This is a genomic window from Bradyrhizobium paxllaeri (genome assembly GCF_001693515.2).
In the GTDB taxonomy this organism is placed as follows: Bacteria; Pseudomonadota; Alphaproteobacteria; order Rhizobiales; family Xanthobacteraceae; genus Bradyrhizobium; species Bradyrhizobium paxllaeri.
Genome location: NZ_CP042968.1, coordinates 7,848,597 through 7,863,660 on the forward strand (window position 1 = coordinate 7,848,597; position 15,064 = coordinate 7,863,660).

General features: G+C 63.8%; 11 protein-coding genes. 7 read left to right on the plus strand and 4 right to left on the minus strand.

Annotated features, from left to right (window positions below):
* Nucleotides 1-232 precede the first annotated feature (232 nt).
* The 4 genes from LMTR21_RS37575 to LMTR21_RS37590 form a co-directional block, all read right to left on the minus strand.
* Complete coding sequence (locus tag LMTR21_RS37575; protein ID WP_065750832.1) at nucleotides 233-1,426, minus strand: ABC transporter substrate-binding protein; 1,194 nt, start codon at nucleotides 1,424-1,426, stop codon at nucleotides 233-235.
* 200 nt (nucleotides 1,427-1,626) lie between these two features.
* On the minus strand, nucleotides 1,627-4,782 hold the full coding sequence (locus tag LMTR21_RS37580; protein ID WP_148636047.1) for an efflux RND transporter permease subunit: 3,156 nt from the start codon (nucleotides 4,780-4,782) through the stop codon (nucleotides 1,627-1,629).
* Nucleotides 4,779-5,942 (minus strand): efflux RND transporter periplasmic adaptor subunit, encoded by a 1,164-nt coding sequence (locus LMTR21_RS37585; protein ID WP_065750882.1) that lies wholly within the window; start codon nucleotides 5,940-5,942, stop codon nucleotides 4,779-4,781. The genes LMTR21_RS37580 and LMTR21_RS37585 overlap by 4 nt, the downstream gene beginning before the upstream one ends.
* Before the next feature lie 173 nt (nucleotides 5,943-6,115).
* Nucleotides 6,116-6,451, minus strand: a complete 336-nt coding sequence (locus LMTR21_RS37590; protein ID WP_141688093.1) for a hypothetical protein — start codon at nucleotides 6,449-6,451, stop codon at nucleotides 6,116-6,118.
* 116 nt (nucleotides 6,452-6,567) lie between these two features.
* Between LMTR21_RS37590 and LMTR21_RS37595 the strand changes: the two genes are divergently transcribed.
* The 7 genes from LMTR21_RS37595 (at nucleotide 6,568) to LMTR21_RS37625 (ending at nucleotide 15,057) form a co-directional block, all read left to right on the plus strand.
* Nucleotides 6,568-7,722, plus strand: coding sequence for an iron-containing alcohol dehydrogenase (locus LMTR21_RS37595; RefSeq protein ID WP_065750835.1), 1,155 nt, complete (start codon nucleotides 6,568-6,570; stop codon nucleotides 7,720-7,722).
* Nucleotides 7,723-7,739: 17 nt separating this feature from the next.
* Entirely contained in the window at nucleotides 7,740-9,290 is a 1,551-nt protein-coding gene (locus LMTR21_RS37600; RefSeq protein ID WP_065750836.1) for an AMP-binding protein, read from the plus strand.
* A 280-nt stretch (nucleotides 9,291-9,570) separates the two neighbouring features.
* Entirely contained in the window at nucleotides 9,571-11,166 is a 1,596-nt protein-coding gene (locus LMTR21_RS37605; RefSeq protein WP_065750883.1) for an ABC transporter substrate-binding protein, read from the plus strand.
* 43 nt (nucleotides 11,167-11,209) lie between these two features.
* Complete coding sequence (locus LMTR21_RS37610; protein ID WP_065750837.1) at nucleotides 11,210-12,157, plus strand: ABC transporter permease; 948 nt, start codon at nucleotides 11,210-11,212, stop codon at nucleotides 12,155-12,157.
* Nucleotides 12,147-13,055 (plus strand): ABC transporter permease, encoded by a 909-nt coding sequence (locus LMTR21_RS37615; RefSeq protein WP_057839401.1) that lies wholly within the window; start codon nucleotides 12,147-12,149, stop codon nucleotides 13,053-13,055. Before LMTR21_RS37610 ends, LMTR21_RS37615 begins: the two co-directional genes overlap by 11 nt.
* Nucleotides 13,055-14,068, plus strand: a complete 1,014-nt coding sequence (locus LMTR21_RS37620) for an ABC transporter ATP-binding protein (RefSeq protein ID WP_065750838.1) — start codon at nucleotides 13,055-13,057, stop codon at nucleotides 14,066-14,068. The genes LMTR21_RS37615 and LMTR21_RS37620 overlap by 1 nt, the downstream gene beginning before the upstream one ends.
* Complete coding sequence (locus tag LMTR21_RS37625; RefSeq protein ID WP_065750839.1) at nucleotides 14,065-15,057, plus strand: ABC transporter ATP-binding protein; 993 nt, start codon at nucleotides 14,065-14,067, stop codon at nucleotides 15,055-15,057. Before LMTR21_RS37620 ends, LMTR21_RS37625 begins: the two co-directional genes overlap by 4 nt.
* The last annotated feature ends 7 nt before the right edge of the window (nucleotides 15,058-15,064 follow it).

A 15,064-nucleotide genomic window follows, 5' to 3' on the forward strand; every position in this document is an offset into this window, starting at 1 on the left:
ACACAAAATATCGAAAACAACCCCATGCAAAGTAGGGTGGGGCCCGAGTCGTCGTCCCCGCGACGCATTGCGAAAGCAGGGACGGCAGGACTCGTAGGGTGGGCAGAGGAGCGAAGCGACGTGCCCACCATCCATCAGCGAACCAACTGCGATATGGTGGGCACGCTTCGCTTTGCCCACCCTACGACATCTAGCCGGTCGTCCCCTGCTTTCGCAGGGACGACAGCGATTCCTACTTCACCAGCGGGCAGCCGGAATCTTTTGCCGCCGGAAACGCCCTGTCGCCGGGAACGACGGCGAGTTGCTTGTAGTAGTCCCACGGCTTCTTCGATTCAGACGGCTTCTTGACCTCGAACAGGTAGAGATCGTGCACCATGCGGCCGTTCTCCAGCACCTTGCCGCCTTGCGCGAAGTCATCGTCGACGGGCAGCTCCTTCAGCTTCTTCGCGACTGCCTCGGTGTCCTTGGTGCCGGCGGCCTTCACCGCCTTCAGATACTGCAGCGTCGCCGAATAGGTGCCGGCCTGGATCATGTTCGGCATCCGGCCGGTGCGCTTGAAGAAGCGTTCGGCGAGGTTGCGGCTCTTGGGGTCACGGTCCCAGTAATAGCCTTCCGTCAACACCAGGCCCTGCGCGGCGTCGAGCCCGAGGCCGTGCACTTCGGCCAGCGTCAGCAACAGACCCGCGAGCTTCTGGCCGCTCTTGACGATGCCGAATTCGGCCGCCTGCTTGATCGAATTTGTCGTGTCGAGGCCGGCATTGGCAAGTCCGATGATCTTCGCCTTCGAGCTCTGCGCCTGCAGCAGGAATGACGAAAAGTCCGCGGTGTTGAGGGGGATGCGGACCGCGCCGAGCACCTTGCCGCCCTTGGCCTTGACGAAATCGCCCGTGTCTTTTTCCAGCGCATGGCCGAAGGCGTAGTCGGCGGTCATGAAGAACCAGCTGTCGCCGCCGGATTCCACCAGCGCGCCGCCGGTGCCGTAGGCGAGCGCGTGGGTGTCGTAGGCCCAGTGAAAGCCGTAGGGCTGGCAGGCATCGCCGGTGAGACGCGAGGTCGCGGCCCCCACGACGATGTCGATCTTCTTCATCTGCTTGGAAAGATCGTGGATGGCGAGCGCGACCGAGGAAGTCGTCAGCTCCGTGATCATGTCGACGCCTTCGACCTCATACCAGCGCCGCGCAATCGCGGTGGCGAGATCCGCCTTGTTCTGATGGTCGGCGGAGACGATTTCGATCTTGTGCCCGAGCACCTCGCCGCCGAAATCCTCGATCGCCATCTTGGCGGCCTCGAACGACCACTTGCCGCCATAATCGGCGTAGACGCCGGATTGGTCATTGAGAATACCGATCTTGACGCCCTGCGCCGATGCAGGCGCGGCGAGCAAGAGCCCACCCACCGCAACGGCGGCCAACAATCCCGACTTCATTTTTTTCTCCCGGAATTTTTTGTCAGAGGAACGGGGCGACATTATTCAATAACCCCGCAAGTGCCCATCCATTTCGGATAGGCCAAAAGTATTGGGGAACTCGGAGTTGGGCGCATGTCGCGGTGAATCATGCGGCCCGATGGATTCCGGGTTCGCGACTTCGTCGCGCCCCGGAATGACAGTGCTGAAAAAATCCGCACCTAAGCCGCAGCCGGCTTCTTGTCCTTCCTGCCGTCCGCGAGATTGCGCACGATGACGTAGAAGATCGGTGTGAACACCAGTCCGAACAGCGTCACGCCGAGCATGCCGAAGAACACGGCGACGCCCACTGCCTGACGCATCTCGGAGCCGGAGCCCGATGAGATCACCAGCGGCAGCACGCCGAGGATGAAGGCAAACGACGTCATCAGGATCGGCCGCAAGCGTAGCCGGCAGGCTTCGATCACGGCGTCCAGACGCGCCTTTCCTTCCAGCTCGATATCGCGGGCGAACTCGACGATCAGAATGGCGTTCTTGGCCGCGAGCCCCACCAGCACCACGAAACCGATTTGCGTGAGGATGTTGACGTCCTGCCCCATGATCCGCACGCCGACGGTCGCGGCGAGCAGACACATCGGCACGATCAGGATGACGGCGAACGGCAGGCTCCACGAGCCATATTGCGCCGCCAGCACCAGATACACGAACAGCACGCAGATCGGGAAGACGAGGAGACCGGTATTGCCGCCGGTGACCTGCTGATAGGAGAGATCGGTCCATTCGAACGCGAAGCCGCTCGGCAGCGTCTCGTCCGCCACCCTCTTCATGGTGTTGATCGCGGTTGTCGAACTGGTGCCCGGCAGGGTGTCGCCCTGCAGCTCGGACGCGGGATAGAGATTGTAGCGCGCGACGCGGTCGGGACCCGAAATGTCGCGGAAGCTGACGACGCTGCCGAGCATCACCATGTCGCCGGCGGCATTGCGGGTGCGCAGCCGCGCGAGATCGGACGTCTCCTTGCGGAACGGCAGATCGGCCTGTGCGGTGACGTGATAGGTGCGGCCGAACAAGTTGAAGTCGTTGACATAGGACGAGCCGAAATAGGTCTGGATCGTGTCGGTGATGTTGGCGATGGGAACGCCGAGCTTCTGCGCCTTGACGCGATCGATATCGACGAACAGTTGCGGCGTGTTGGCGGCAAACGGCGAGAACACCTGCGTCAGCCCCGGCGCCTTGCGCGCCGCGCCGACCAGTTCGTCGGTCGCCGCCGCCAGCATCTCGGAGCCGCGGCCCTGGCGGTCCTGGATCCGCATGGTGAAGCCGCCGCCGGTGCCGATGCCGGGCACCGCGGGCGGCGGGATGACGATGATGAAGGCGCCCTGGATGCTGGCCAGCCGCTTGCGCAACTCGCCGGCAATCGCCGTCGAGGACAGCCCCTTCTTGTGACGCTCTTCCGGGTCCTCGAACACCGGGAATAGCGCGGCGGCATTGCTCGCCTGCGTGCGGGTCGCGCCCGAGAAACCGGCAAACGCCGCGACGCGGACGATGCCGGGCGTATCCAGCGCGATCCGCTCGATCTCGCGGACCACCTCGGTGGTGCGCGCCAGCGAGGCCGCGCCCGGCAATTGCACGGAGACGATGACGTAGCCGCGATCCTGCGCCGGGATGAATCCTTGCGGCGTGGTCATCAGCAGCCATCCGGCGCTGCCGATCAGCGCCGCATAGAGCACCAGCATGACCACCGAATGGTGGATCACGAAATCGGCGGCGCGGGCGTAGCCGTGTGCCAGTCGGTCGAAGCCGCGGTTGAACACACCGGTAAAGGCGTCCCAGCCGCGGGCGATGAAGTTCCAGCGCGCCGGCGGCCTCTTGTCCTCATGCGGCTGCAGGATCAACGAGGCCAGCGCCGGCGACAGCGTCAGCGAGCAGAAACAGGAGATCGCGGTCGCGACCGCGATCGTCACCGCAAACTGCTGGAAGAACTGCCCGGAGATGCCGCCGAGGAATGCCGTCGGCACGAACACCGCGCACAGCACCAGCGCAATCGACACCAGCGCACTGCCGACCTCGTCCATGGTGCGAAGCGCGGCATCGCGCCGGCTCATGCCGTGCTCGAGATGGCGCTCGACATTCTCGACCACCACGATGGCGTCGTCGACCACGATGCCGACCGCCAGCACGAGGCCGAACAGCGTGAGATTGTTGATCGAAAATCCGAGTGCCGCCATCACCGCAAAGGTGCCAACCAGCGAGACGGGGATGGCAATGATCGGGATGATCGCCGGGCGCCATCCCTGCAAGAACACCAGCACCACGATCACGACCAGCGCCATCGCCTCGTAGATCGTCTTGATCAGCTCGCTGACGGATTGCGCGATGAATTCGGTCGGGTTGTAGCCGATATTGTAGTCAAGCCCCTTCGGGAAGCTCGTCTTCAGCCGCTCCATGGTGTTGGAAATATTCTTCGCGGTCGCCAGCGCATTGGAGCCCGGCCGCTGCGTCACCAGCATGGCGACGGCGGATTTGCGCAGCAGAAAACTGTTGGTCGAATAGGCCAGCGCGCCAAGCTCGATCCGCGCGACGTCGCGCAGTTTGACCGTGCGTCCGTCGGCGCCGGCCTTGACCACGATCTCCTCGAACTGTTTCGGGTCTTTGAGACGGCCGGTGAAGGTGAGATTCGGCGAGAAGGCGCGGTCGGCGATCGGCGGCTCCGCGATCTGGCCGCCCGCGATCTGCACGTTTTGCGAGCGGATCGCCGCCACCACCTCGGCCGCGGTCAATCCCAGCGTGGCGATCTTGTCGGGGTCGAGCCACAGCCGCATCGAATAGTCGCGCGCGCCGAAGATCTGGATGTCGCCGACGCCGTCGAGCCGGAGCAACTGGTCGCGGACCTGCAGCAGCGCATAGTTGGAGATGTAGAGTTGGTCGAACGTGTCGTCCGGCGACAGCATGAATACGACCATCAGGATGTCAGGGCTGTTCTTGCGGGTGACGACGCCGTTGCGCTGCACCTCCTCCGGCAGCCGCGGCTGCGCGATGGCGACGCGGTTCTGGACCAGCACCTGGGCCTTGTCGAGATCGGTGCCGAGCTTGAAGGTGACGGTAATCGTCAACTGCCCGTTCGAGGTGGCCTGGCTGTAGAGATACAGCATGTCCTCGACGCCGTTGATTTCCTGCTCGATCGGCGCTGCGACGGTGTCGGACACGGTCTGCGCCGACGCGCCCGGATATTGCGTGGTGACCGTGACCGTCGGCGGCACCACTTGGGGATATTCCGAGACCGGCAGCGTGGTGTAGGCGATCGCGCCGACGATCAGCAGCACGATCGACAGCACCATCGCCAGGATGGGCTGGTTGATGGAGAGACGGCCGAGATTCATGTCTTGCCACCGGCCGGTTTGATCTCGGCCGTATGTGGGTTGACTTTCGCCCCCACCCGCGCCCGCTGCAGACCGTCGATGATGATGCGATCTTCGGCCTTCAGGCCCTCGCGGATCACGCGCAGCCCCTCATCGAGCGGCCCAAGCACGACCTGCCGCTCCTCGACCGTGTTGTCGTCCTTGACGACGAAGACGATCTTGCGCGACTGGTCGGTCGCAATGGCCGTATCCGGCAGCAGCAAGGCCTCGTAAGGCGAACTGCCGATGATCCGGACGCGGCCGAACTGTCCCGGCAGAATCGAAAGATCCTTGTTCGGAATGACTGCGCGGCTGCGCAGCGTGCCGGTCGAGGCGTCGAGGCGATTGTCGAGGAAATCCATCTTGCCGTCATGCGAGGGCTTGGTCTCGCCCGTCAGCGTCACCTGCACCGGATTTGGCGTATCGCGCGAACTCGGCCGCTTGCCTTCGAACCAGAGCTTGCTGTTGCGCTGGTAGGTCGCCTCATCGACGTCAAAATAGATGTAGATCGGATCGAGCGAGACGATCGAGGTCAGCAGCGTGGCGCCGCCCTCGGAGCCCTGCACGAGATTGCCCGGCGTGACGAGATGCCGGCTGACGCGGCCGGTGATCGGCGCCATTACGTGGGTGAATTCGATATTGAGCTTGGCGGCCTTGAGCGCGCCCTCGGCCTGCATCTCCGCCGCCCGCGCCGCCTGCAGGGTCTGGCGGCGTTGATCCACGATGGAGTCCGATACGGCTTGCGTCTGGTTCAAGGTCAGCGCGCGGTCGAGTTCGCGCCTGGCGAGTTCTCCCTTTGCGCGCGCGTCCGACAACTGCCCGTCGGCCTGCTCGGCGACCGCCTCGAACGGACGGGCGTCGATCACGTAAAGCAGATCGCCAGCGCGCACGATGGCGCCGTCGCGGAATTCGACTGATGTCACGAAGCCGCCGACCCGGGCGCGGACCTGGACTTCCTGCACCGCCTCGAACCGGCCGGTGAATTCATCCCAATCCGTAACCGTGCGTTTCACCGGCTGTGCCACCGTGACGGACGGCGCCGGGGGAGCTGCCTGTTGCGCCGGCGTGTTGTCGCAAGCGGACAGGGTCAGCGCGAACAGCGGGGCTAACCATTTGAGATGGCGCAGTGTGTGAACGCCGATGTTTGCCGGTGCGGCCGGACTTTCCAATTGCTCAGTCGTGCTCAATCCCATCTCTCCTGCACTCACTACATCCTGATCGATGGAAGCGGCTGCCGTGGAACCTTGAAGGCGGAGGCCACAGATGTGATCGGTTCCCAGTCTCGTCAAGAACCCGGCGGGATCAAGCACAATCGTTAAGCATCCGCATAGCCAACGCCCTGCGCCACAGGATTTCGCGCTTTCCGCACTGCGATGAAGGCGGGATCCGTCGCGACGAAGACCCAGCTAATCGCGGCCTGATGACGAAAACGTGACATGATGTGCGGCTGTCCGCCATTCCGGCTCGCGCCCTCTGGGCGCGAGCCCAGAATGACAAGCAAAATCGCAAAATTGCGCCCCACCGTCATTGCGAGGAGCGCAGCGACGAAGCAATCCATCTCGCCGCAAGCGCAAGCGGAGCGATGGATTACTTCGCTTCGCTCGCAATGACGGTGGCGGCCAATCGTAGGATGGATATCGCTGCGCTCCACCCATCCCACGAATCGCCCCCCGCATCATCTTCGGGCATGACGTGCCTGATTTCCTCCGCTAACCTTGCTAGCCAAGGCCCGCGACAAGGGCCAGAAAATGTCCGGGGAGGACAAGGGTGCACAGAGGGCGTGTCGTGTTCGGCGCCATGGACGAGGTCGTGTTCGGGCGGCCGGCGTCCGAGGCGCTCGTCGAGCAGTTGAATCGGGTCGGCGCTACACGCGCCTTTCTGATGGTCAGCGGTACCCTCAACCGCCAAACCGACGTGATCGAGAACATCCGCCGCGCGCTGGGACCGCGCTGCGCCGGCACCTTCGACGCGATGCCGCCACATACACCGCGCTCGGCCGTCATCGCCGCCAGCGAACAGGCCCGCGCCGCCGGCGCCGACCTCATCGTCACCATCGGCGGCGGCTCCATCACCGACGGCGCAAAAGCGGTGCAGCTTTGCCTTGCCAACGACATCCGCAAGCCTGATGACATCGACCGGATCAAGGCCGGTCGCGGCGGCTCGCCGCAGCTGGCAGCGCCGACCGTGCGCCAGATCAGCGTACCGACGACGATTGCCGGCGGGGAATTCTCCGCCACCGCCGGCGTCACCAACGAGAAGACCAGGGTCAAGGAAGGGCTGCGCCATCCGCTGATCATGCCGCGCGTGGTGATCCTCGATCCCTGGCTCGGCCTGCACACGCCGGAATGGCTGTGGCTCTCGACCGGGATCCGCGCCGTCGACCATTGCGTCGAGGGCATCTGCTCGCGCGAGGCGCACCCTTATGGCGACGCGCAGGCGCTGAAGGGCCTGTCGATGCTGGCGCAGGCGCTGCCGCGGGTGAAAGCCAACGCCAAGGACCTCGACGCGCGAATGGATTGCCAGATCGGGACCTGGCTTTCGACCGGACCATTGGCTTCAGGCGTCCCGATGGGCGCCAGCCACGGCATCGGTTACGTGCTCGGCGCCGAGTTCGGCGTGCCGCACGGCTACACCTCCTGCGTGATGCTGCCCTCGGTGATGCGCTGGAACAAGACGGTGAATGCCGAACGTCAGGCGCTGGTGGCGGCCGCCATGGGCCACCCGAACGAGGACGCGGGCGGCGTGCTCGACCGCTTCATTCGCAGCCTCGGCATGCCGCGCAGCCTGCGCGAGGTCAAGGTCGGCTCCGAGCATTTCGACCGCATTGCGGAGGCCGCGATGGCAACGCCCTGGGTGCCGCGCAATCCGCGCAAGATCGAGGGACCGGCGCAGGTGCGCGAAATTCTGGATATGGCCGCGTAAGGGGGACCGAACTCGAGATGTACACCGGCAAGCACGTTCATCTTCGCCCGCTGCAGCCCGCGTTCATCATGGCGAGCACGGGCGAAACCGTCACCTATCGCGAGCTGGACGCCCGCAGCAACCGGCTGGCGCATCTGTTTCGCAGCCGCGGCCTCAAGCGGCTCGACCACTATTCGATCTTCATGGAGAACAACAGCCGCTACTTCGAAGCCTGCGGCGCCGGCGAACGCTCGGGCCTCTATTACACCTGCGTGAACTCCTATCTGACAGCGAGCGAGCTCGCCTACATCCTGACCAACAGCGAATCGCGCATCCTCATCACCTCGAAGGAAAAACTCGATGTGGCGCGCGAAGCGTTGAAGGAATGCCCCAAGGTCGAACTCTGCATCGTTGCCGATGGCGAAGGTGAAAGCGATCGCATCGTCGGCCTGCAAGCGGCAACGGCCGGCTTGCCGCACACACCAATCGCCGACGAGTGTGTTGGCACCGCGATGCTTTATTCCTCCGGCACCACCGGCCGCCCAAAGGGAATTCTGCGTCCGCTGCCGGAACTGCCGGCCGATCAGCAACTGCCGCTGTTCGATTTCCTGGTGAAGATCTGGCAGTACCGCGAGGGCATGATCTATTTGTCGCCCGCACCGCTCTACCACTCGGCGCCGCAGGCCGCGGTCAACCTCACGATCAAGATGGGCGGCACCGCCATCATCATGGAACGGTTCGATCCCGAACATTATCTCGAACTGGTTCCCAAATGGGGCGTCACGCATACCCAGCTCGTGCCGACGATGTTCTCGCGCATGCTGAAACTGCCGGAGGAGGTGCGCAAACGCTACGACCTCTCTTCCCTCGAGATTGCGATCCACGCCGCGGCGCCCTGCCCTGCCGCCGTAAAGGACGACATCATCAAATGGTGGGGGCCGATCATTCATGAATATTACGGCGCCACCGAAGGGCTCGGCTTCACCTCCTGCGACAGCGAGCAATGGCTTGCCCATCGCGGTACCGTAGGCCGAGTGCTGCTCGGCGACCTGCATATCCTCGACGAGAACATGCAACCGTGCCCGGTCGGCACATCGGGCACGGTTTGGTTCAAGACCGCCACGCCGTTCGAATATTTCAACGATCCGGTCAAGACCCAGGAGGCCCGTTCGGCCGATGGCACCATGAGCACGGTCGGCGACGTCGGCTATGTCGACGATGACGGCTATCTCTATTTGACCGACCGCGCGACCTTCATGATCATCTCCGGCGGCGTGAATATCTATCCGCAGGAATGCGAGAACCTGCTGATCACCCATCCCAAGATCGCCGATGCCGCGGTGTTCGGCGTGCCCAATCCGGATCTCGGCGAGGAGGTGAAGGCCGTGGTGCAGCCGATGCCGGGCGTTTCGCCGGGGCAGGAACTGGCGGACGAGCTGATCGCCTTCTGCAGCCAGTCGCTGTCGCGCCAGAAAGTGCCGCGTTCGATCGACTTCGAGGCGGAATTGCCGCGGCTTCCGACCGGCAAGCTCTACAAGCGGCTGTTGCGCGACCGCTATTGGGGCAACAAGACGTCGCGGATCGTCTGAGGATGCGACGATGTGAGATACCGAACGCTAACGTCGCGATATCAGGTGGTGCGGTGCATCATCGGGTGAGGCACTTTGGCGCGAGCCGCGAGCGGCTGCACTGCAACGAACCTGCCGGTTTCGCAGAAGGCGGGCCACGGCGCACGCGTTCCGCCACACGGATTTCGATTACGTCGAATTGCCGATGTCAGCACGGGCTTGCCCGGTTGCCCGGACGGATCGTCATGCTATCGTCCCATGCAATCGGCCCCGTTGAGACCGAATAAAAGTGGAGGAGACCATGCGGAGCGTTCATGCGCTTGCCGCTGCAGCGTTGTTGTTGCTGCCGGCTTACGACCTTGCTTCTGCCGGCGAGCCGAAACAGGGCGGCATTCTCAGAATGTATCACCGCGACAGCCCGGGCAGCGCCTCGATCCATGAAGGCGCGACCTATTCGATCAACGTTCCCTTCATGCCGGTCTTCAACAATCTCGTCATGTTCAAGCAGGACGTGGCGCAGAACAGCGTCGATTCGATCGTGCCCGACCTCGCCGAGAGCTGGGCCTGGAGCAGCGACAACAAGAAGCTGACCTTCAAGCTGAAACAGGGCGTCAAATGGCACGACGGCAAGCCGTTCACGTCGGCCGACGTCAAATGCACCTTCGACATGCTGATGGGCAAGTCGCAGCAGAAATTCCGCCAGAATCCGCGAAAGTCCTGGTACGATCAGGTCAACGAAGTCACCGTCAACGGTGATTTCGAGGCGTCGTTTGAGTTGAAGCGGGCGCAGCCGGCGCTGCTGTCGTTACTCGCGTCCGGCTACACGCCGGTCTATCCATGCCACGTCTCGCCGGCCGAGATGCGGACGAAGCCGGTCGGCACCGGGCCGTTCAAGTTCGTCGAGTTCAAGGCCAACGAGTCGATCAAGCTCACCAAGAATCCCGATTACTTCAAGAAGGGCCTTCCGCACCTCGACGGCATCGAATTCACCATCATTCCGAACCGCTCGACGGCGATCCTCGGATTTGTTTCCGGCAAATTCGACATGACCTTCCCGACCGAAGTGTCGATCCCGCTGCTCAAGGAGGTCAAGGCGCAGGCCCCCAACGCGGTCTGCGTCGTCGAGCCGATCAACGTCTCGACCAACATCATCGTCAACTCCTCCTCCCCGCCGTTCGACAACCTCGATATCAGGCGCGCGCTGGCGCTGGCGCTGGATCGCAAGGCGTTCATCCAGATCATGTTCGAGGGACAGGCCGACATCGGCGGCACCATGTTGCCGGCGCCGGGCGGCCTGTGGGCGATGCCGAAGGAAATGCTGGAATCGATTCCCGGCTACGGCCCCGACATCAACGCCAACCGCGAACAGGCGCGCAAGCTGATGCAGAAGGCCGGCTACGGCCCGGACAAGCGCCTCGCCGTCAAGGTTGCTACCCGCAACATTCCGATCTACCGCGATCCCGCCGTCATCCTGATCGACCAGATGAAGAACATCTATATCGACGGCGAGCTTGACGTCGTCGACACTGCGCAGTGGTTCCCGAAGGTCGCGCGCAAGGATTACACGCTCGGTCTCAACCTCACCGGCAATGCGGTCGACGATCCCGACCAGTCGTTCTACGAGAATTATTCCTGCGGCTCGGAGCGCAACTACACGAATTACTGCAACAAGGAGATCGAAAAACTGTTCGATCAGCAATCCGCCGAGACCGACAAGGAGAAACGCAAGAAGCTGGTCTGGGAGATCGACAAGAAGCTGCAGGAGGACGTGGCGCGCCCGATCATCTTCCACGGCCGCACCGGGACGTGCTGGAACCCCTACGTCAAGGGCATCACCGTGATGGTGAACAGCTCCTATAACGGCTATCGTTACGAAGACGTCTGGATGGACAAGTAAACGTCCAGCCTGAAAAAGCCGATGATTCAGGGAGAGTAGCCGGGTGTTTGCTTACATCGTGCGACGCCTCGCCTTGATGCTCGTGACCCTGGTCGGGATCTCGATCATCATCTTCGTCCTGCTGCGCGTCGTTCCCGGCAATATCGTCGACATCCTGTTCGACGCCGCCGGCTTCGTCGATCCCACCGACAAGGCCAACCTGGAAAAGGAGCTTGGCCTCAACCTGCCGATCTACCAGCAATATCTGAACTGGATCGACGGGCTGCTGCACGGCGATCTCGGCTATTCCTACGTCTCGGAAAAGCCGGCGCTGCAGGAAATCCTGCCGCGCATTCCGATCACCGCCCGGCTGGCGGCGCTGGCGCTGTTGTTCTCGGCCTCGATCGGCATCCCCCTGGGCGTGCTGAGCGCGGTGCATCAGGGCTCGAAGCTTGACTATACGCTCCGCGTCGTCAGCCTCAGCGGCCTGTCGCTGCCCTCGTTCTGGCTCGGCCTGCTGATCCTGATGGCGTCGGTTTCGCTGTTCGGCACCATGCCGATCTACAATCCGAATCCAAAAACCTGGACCGAGGCGCTCGCGATCTATGCCGTCCCAGCCATGGCGGTCGGCTTTCGCAGCGCCGCACTGACCATGCGCATCACGCGCTCCTCGATGCTGGAAATCCTGCGGCAGGATTACATCCGCACCGCGCGCGCCAAGGGGGCCTCCGAGACATCGGTCAATTATCGCCACGCGCTCAAGAACGCCATTCTGCCCGTCATCACCGTGATCGGCATCGAGGCGGCGTTCCTGATCGGCGGGCTGATCGTCACCGAAACCGTGTTCAATATTCCCGGCGTCGCCCGCTTCCTGGTCGAGGCGCTGCGCTGGCGCGATTACCCGATCGTACAGAACCTCGTGATGCTGATCGCCGTGGTCGTGGTGGTCGCAAACTTCACCGTCGACATGCTTTACGCCGCGATCGACCCGCGCATCCGGTATGGGGACTAGCCGCGTGACCACGATCAACTTCGACAATGAACTGAGGCGGGCCGGCGCGCATTCGACGCATGGCTGGCGCCGGCTGCTGTTCCTGGCGCAGCGCTATATGCTCGGTACGTTCGGCCTCATCATCATGGTGCTGTTCGTCTGGATGGCGATATCGGCCGACCTGATTTGCCGCTTCAGCCCGCTGAGCGTCGATTCCGCGCACCGGCTGGCGCCGCCCGACGCGGTGCACTGGATGGGCACCGATTCATTCGGCCGCGACGTCTGGAGCCGGATCGTTCACGGCGCGCGCATTTCGCTTGCCGTCGGCATCGGCGCCACCGCGCTGGGATCGACGCTCGGCGTCATCGTCGGCCTCGCATCGGGTTATCTGTCGGGCTGGGTCGACCTCTTATTCCAGCGCGTCACCGACATTTTGCAGGCCCTGCCCTTGCTGGTGCTGGCACTGGTGATGACGGCGGCGCTCGGGCCGTCGCTGCCGAACGTGATTATCGCCATCGCGATCCCGCTGATCCCGACCGTTGCCCGCGTGATCCGCGCCAATACGCTGGCGCTGCGCGAACTGCCGTTCGTCGAGGCCGCCAAGTCGATCGGCATGAGCGAGACGCGCATCGCGCTGCGTCATGTGCTGCCAAACACGCTGGCGCCCCTGATCGTGCTGGCGACCGCACAGCTCGGCTCCACCATTCTCACCGAGGCATCGCTGTCATTCCTCGGCCTCGGCATTCCCGAGCCCTATCCGTCGTGGGGGCGCATGCTGTCGGAATCGGCGGCGGAATATGTCCGCACCGCGCCGTGGCTCGTGATCTTTCCGGGGGTCGCCATCTCGCTCGCCGTGTTCGGCACCAATCTGTTCGGCGATGCGCTGCGCGACATCCTCGACCCGAGGCAACGCGGCTGATGAGCGAGGCGCGTAAGGACGACACCATTCTCGACGTGAAGAACCTGCAGACGGTGTTCTTCACCAATTCCGGCCTGTTCCGGGCGGTCGACGACGTCTCGTTCAACGTCCGCCGCGGCGAGACGCTGGCGATCGTCGGCGAATCCGGCTGCGGCAAGAGCGTGACCGCGCTCTCGGTGATGCGGCTGGTACCGGATCCGCCGGGCCGCGTGGTCGGCGGTACCGTGACGCTGGAAGGCACCGATCTGCTCAGTCTTGACGAAGCCGAGATGCGCAAGATCCGCGGCAACCGGATCTCGATGATCTTTCAGGAGCCGATGACCTCGCTCAATCCGGTGATGCGGATCGGCGACCAGATCACCGAGGTGCTGCGCCTGCACCAGGAGATGACGTCGAAGGAGGCCTGGGCCAGGGCGGTCGAGATGCTGCGCCTGGTCCGCATTCCCGAGCCGGACCGACGCGCGCAGGAATATCCGCATCAATTGTCCGGCGGCATGCGACAGCGCGCGATGATCGCGATGGCGCTGGCATGCCGGCCGGCACTGCTGATCGCGGACGAGCCGACCACCGCGCTCGACGTGACCATCCAGGCGCAGATCCTGGCGCTGATTGTCGACCTGCAGAAGACGCTCGGCACCGGCCTGATCCTGATCACGCACGACCTCGGCGTGGTGGCGCAGACCGCCCAGCGCGTCATCGTGATGTATGCCGGCAAGAAGGTCGAGGAAGCGGCGGTCGAGGACCTGTTCGAAAATCCCAGGCATCCGTATACGCGCGGACTGATGGCCTCGATGCCGGCGGTGATTTCCTTCGGCGCCAAGACCGACGCGCGGTTGAACGAGATTCCCGGCATGGTGCCGTCGCTGACCAACCTGCCGCCGGGCTGCGCCTTTGCCCCGCGCTGCAGCCTCGCGGTGGACCGCTGCCGCGCCGAATATCCGCCGTTGCAGGAAATCGACGGCGATCATTTCGCGGCATGCTGGCGCGCGGCCGAATTGGTGGGTGCACCATGACCGACCAACGCCCCCTTCTCGAGGTCACCGACCTCGTCAAGCATTACGCGGTGCGCGGTGGCGTCCTGCGCCGGCGCGTCGGCACCGTGCATGCGGTAGACGGCGTCAGTTTTTCCGTCGGCAAGGGCGAGACGCTCGGCCTCGTCGGCGAATCCGGCTGTGGCAAATCGACGGTCGCGCGCAGCGTGCTGCGGCTGGTGGAGCCATCGAGCGGCGCCATCAAGCTCAACGGCACCGACATCACCGGCCTCAGCAAGGCCGAGATGCGGCCGCATCGCCGCTCGATGCAGATCGTGTTCCAGGACCCGTTCGCTTCGCTCAACCCGCGCATGACCGCGGGCGACATTGTCGGCGAGCCGCTCGGCGTGCACGGTCTGGCCACCGGCCGCGCGCAGCAGGAACGCGTCGCCGAATTGTTCGCGCAGGTCGGATTGCGTTCCGACCAGATGAAGAACTATCCGCACCAGTTTTCCGGCGGGCAACGTCAGCGCATTTGCATCGCACGCGCGCTCGCGCTGGGGCCGAGCCTGATCGTGTGCGACGAGCCGGTCTCGGCGCTCGACGTCTCGATCCAGGCGCAGGTGATCAATCTGTTGATCGACCTGCAGCGCAAGAACGATTTTTCCTATCTGTTCATCGCCCACGATCTCGCCGTCGTCGCCCATATCAGCCACCGCGTCGCCGTGATGTATCTCGGGCGCATCGTCGAGATCGCCGACAAGTCCGAGCTGTTCGCCAACCCGCGCCATCCCTATACGCAGGCCCTGCTGGCGTCGGTCCCGGTCGCTGATCCCAAGGCGAAGAAACTGGCGCCGATGATCGACGGCGACGTCCCGAGCCCGATCAACCCGCCCTCCGGCTGCGCCTTCCACACCCGCTGCCGTTACGCGATGGACCGCTGCAAGGTGGAGCGGCCGGCGCTGGTGGAGGCCGGCGGGCGACACGAGGTGGCGTGCTGGCTGAATGATGGGACGGGGCGGCCGGAGTAGGTTTCCG

Coding starts and splice junctions, on each gene's coding strand:
- LMTR21_RS37620 (WP_065750838.1), top strand. CDS start 13,055: ATGAGCGAGGCGCGTAAGGACGACACCATTCTCGACGTGAAGAACCTG.
- LMTR21_RS37575 (WP_065750832.1), bottom strand. CDS start 1,426: ATGAAGTCGGGATTGTTGGCCGCCGTTGCGGTGGGTGGGCTCTTGCTC.
- LMTR21_RS37615 (WP_057839401.1), top strand. CDS start 12,147: ATGGGGACTAGCCGCGTGACCACGATCAACTTCGACAATGAACTGAGG.
- LMTR21_RS37600 (WP_065750836.1), top strand. CDS start 7,740: ATGTACACCGGCAAGCACGTTCATCTTCGCCCGCTGCAGCCCGCGTTC.
- LMTR21_RS37605 (WP_065750883.1), top strand. CDS start 9,571: ATGCGGAGCGTTCATGCGCTTGCCGCTGCAGCGTTGTTGTTGCTGCCG.
- LMTR21_RS37625 (WP_065750839.1), top strand. CDS start 14,065: ATGACCGACCAACGCCCCCTTCTCGAGGTCACCGACCTCGTCAAGCAT.
- LMTR21_RS37580 (WP_148636047.1), bottom strand. CDS start 4,782: ATGAATCTCGGCCGTCTCTCCATCAACCAGCCCATCCTGGCGATGGTG.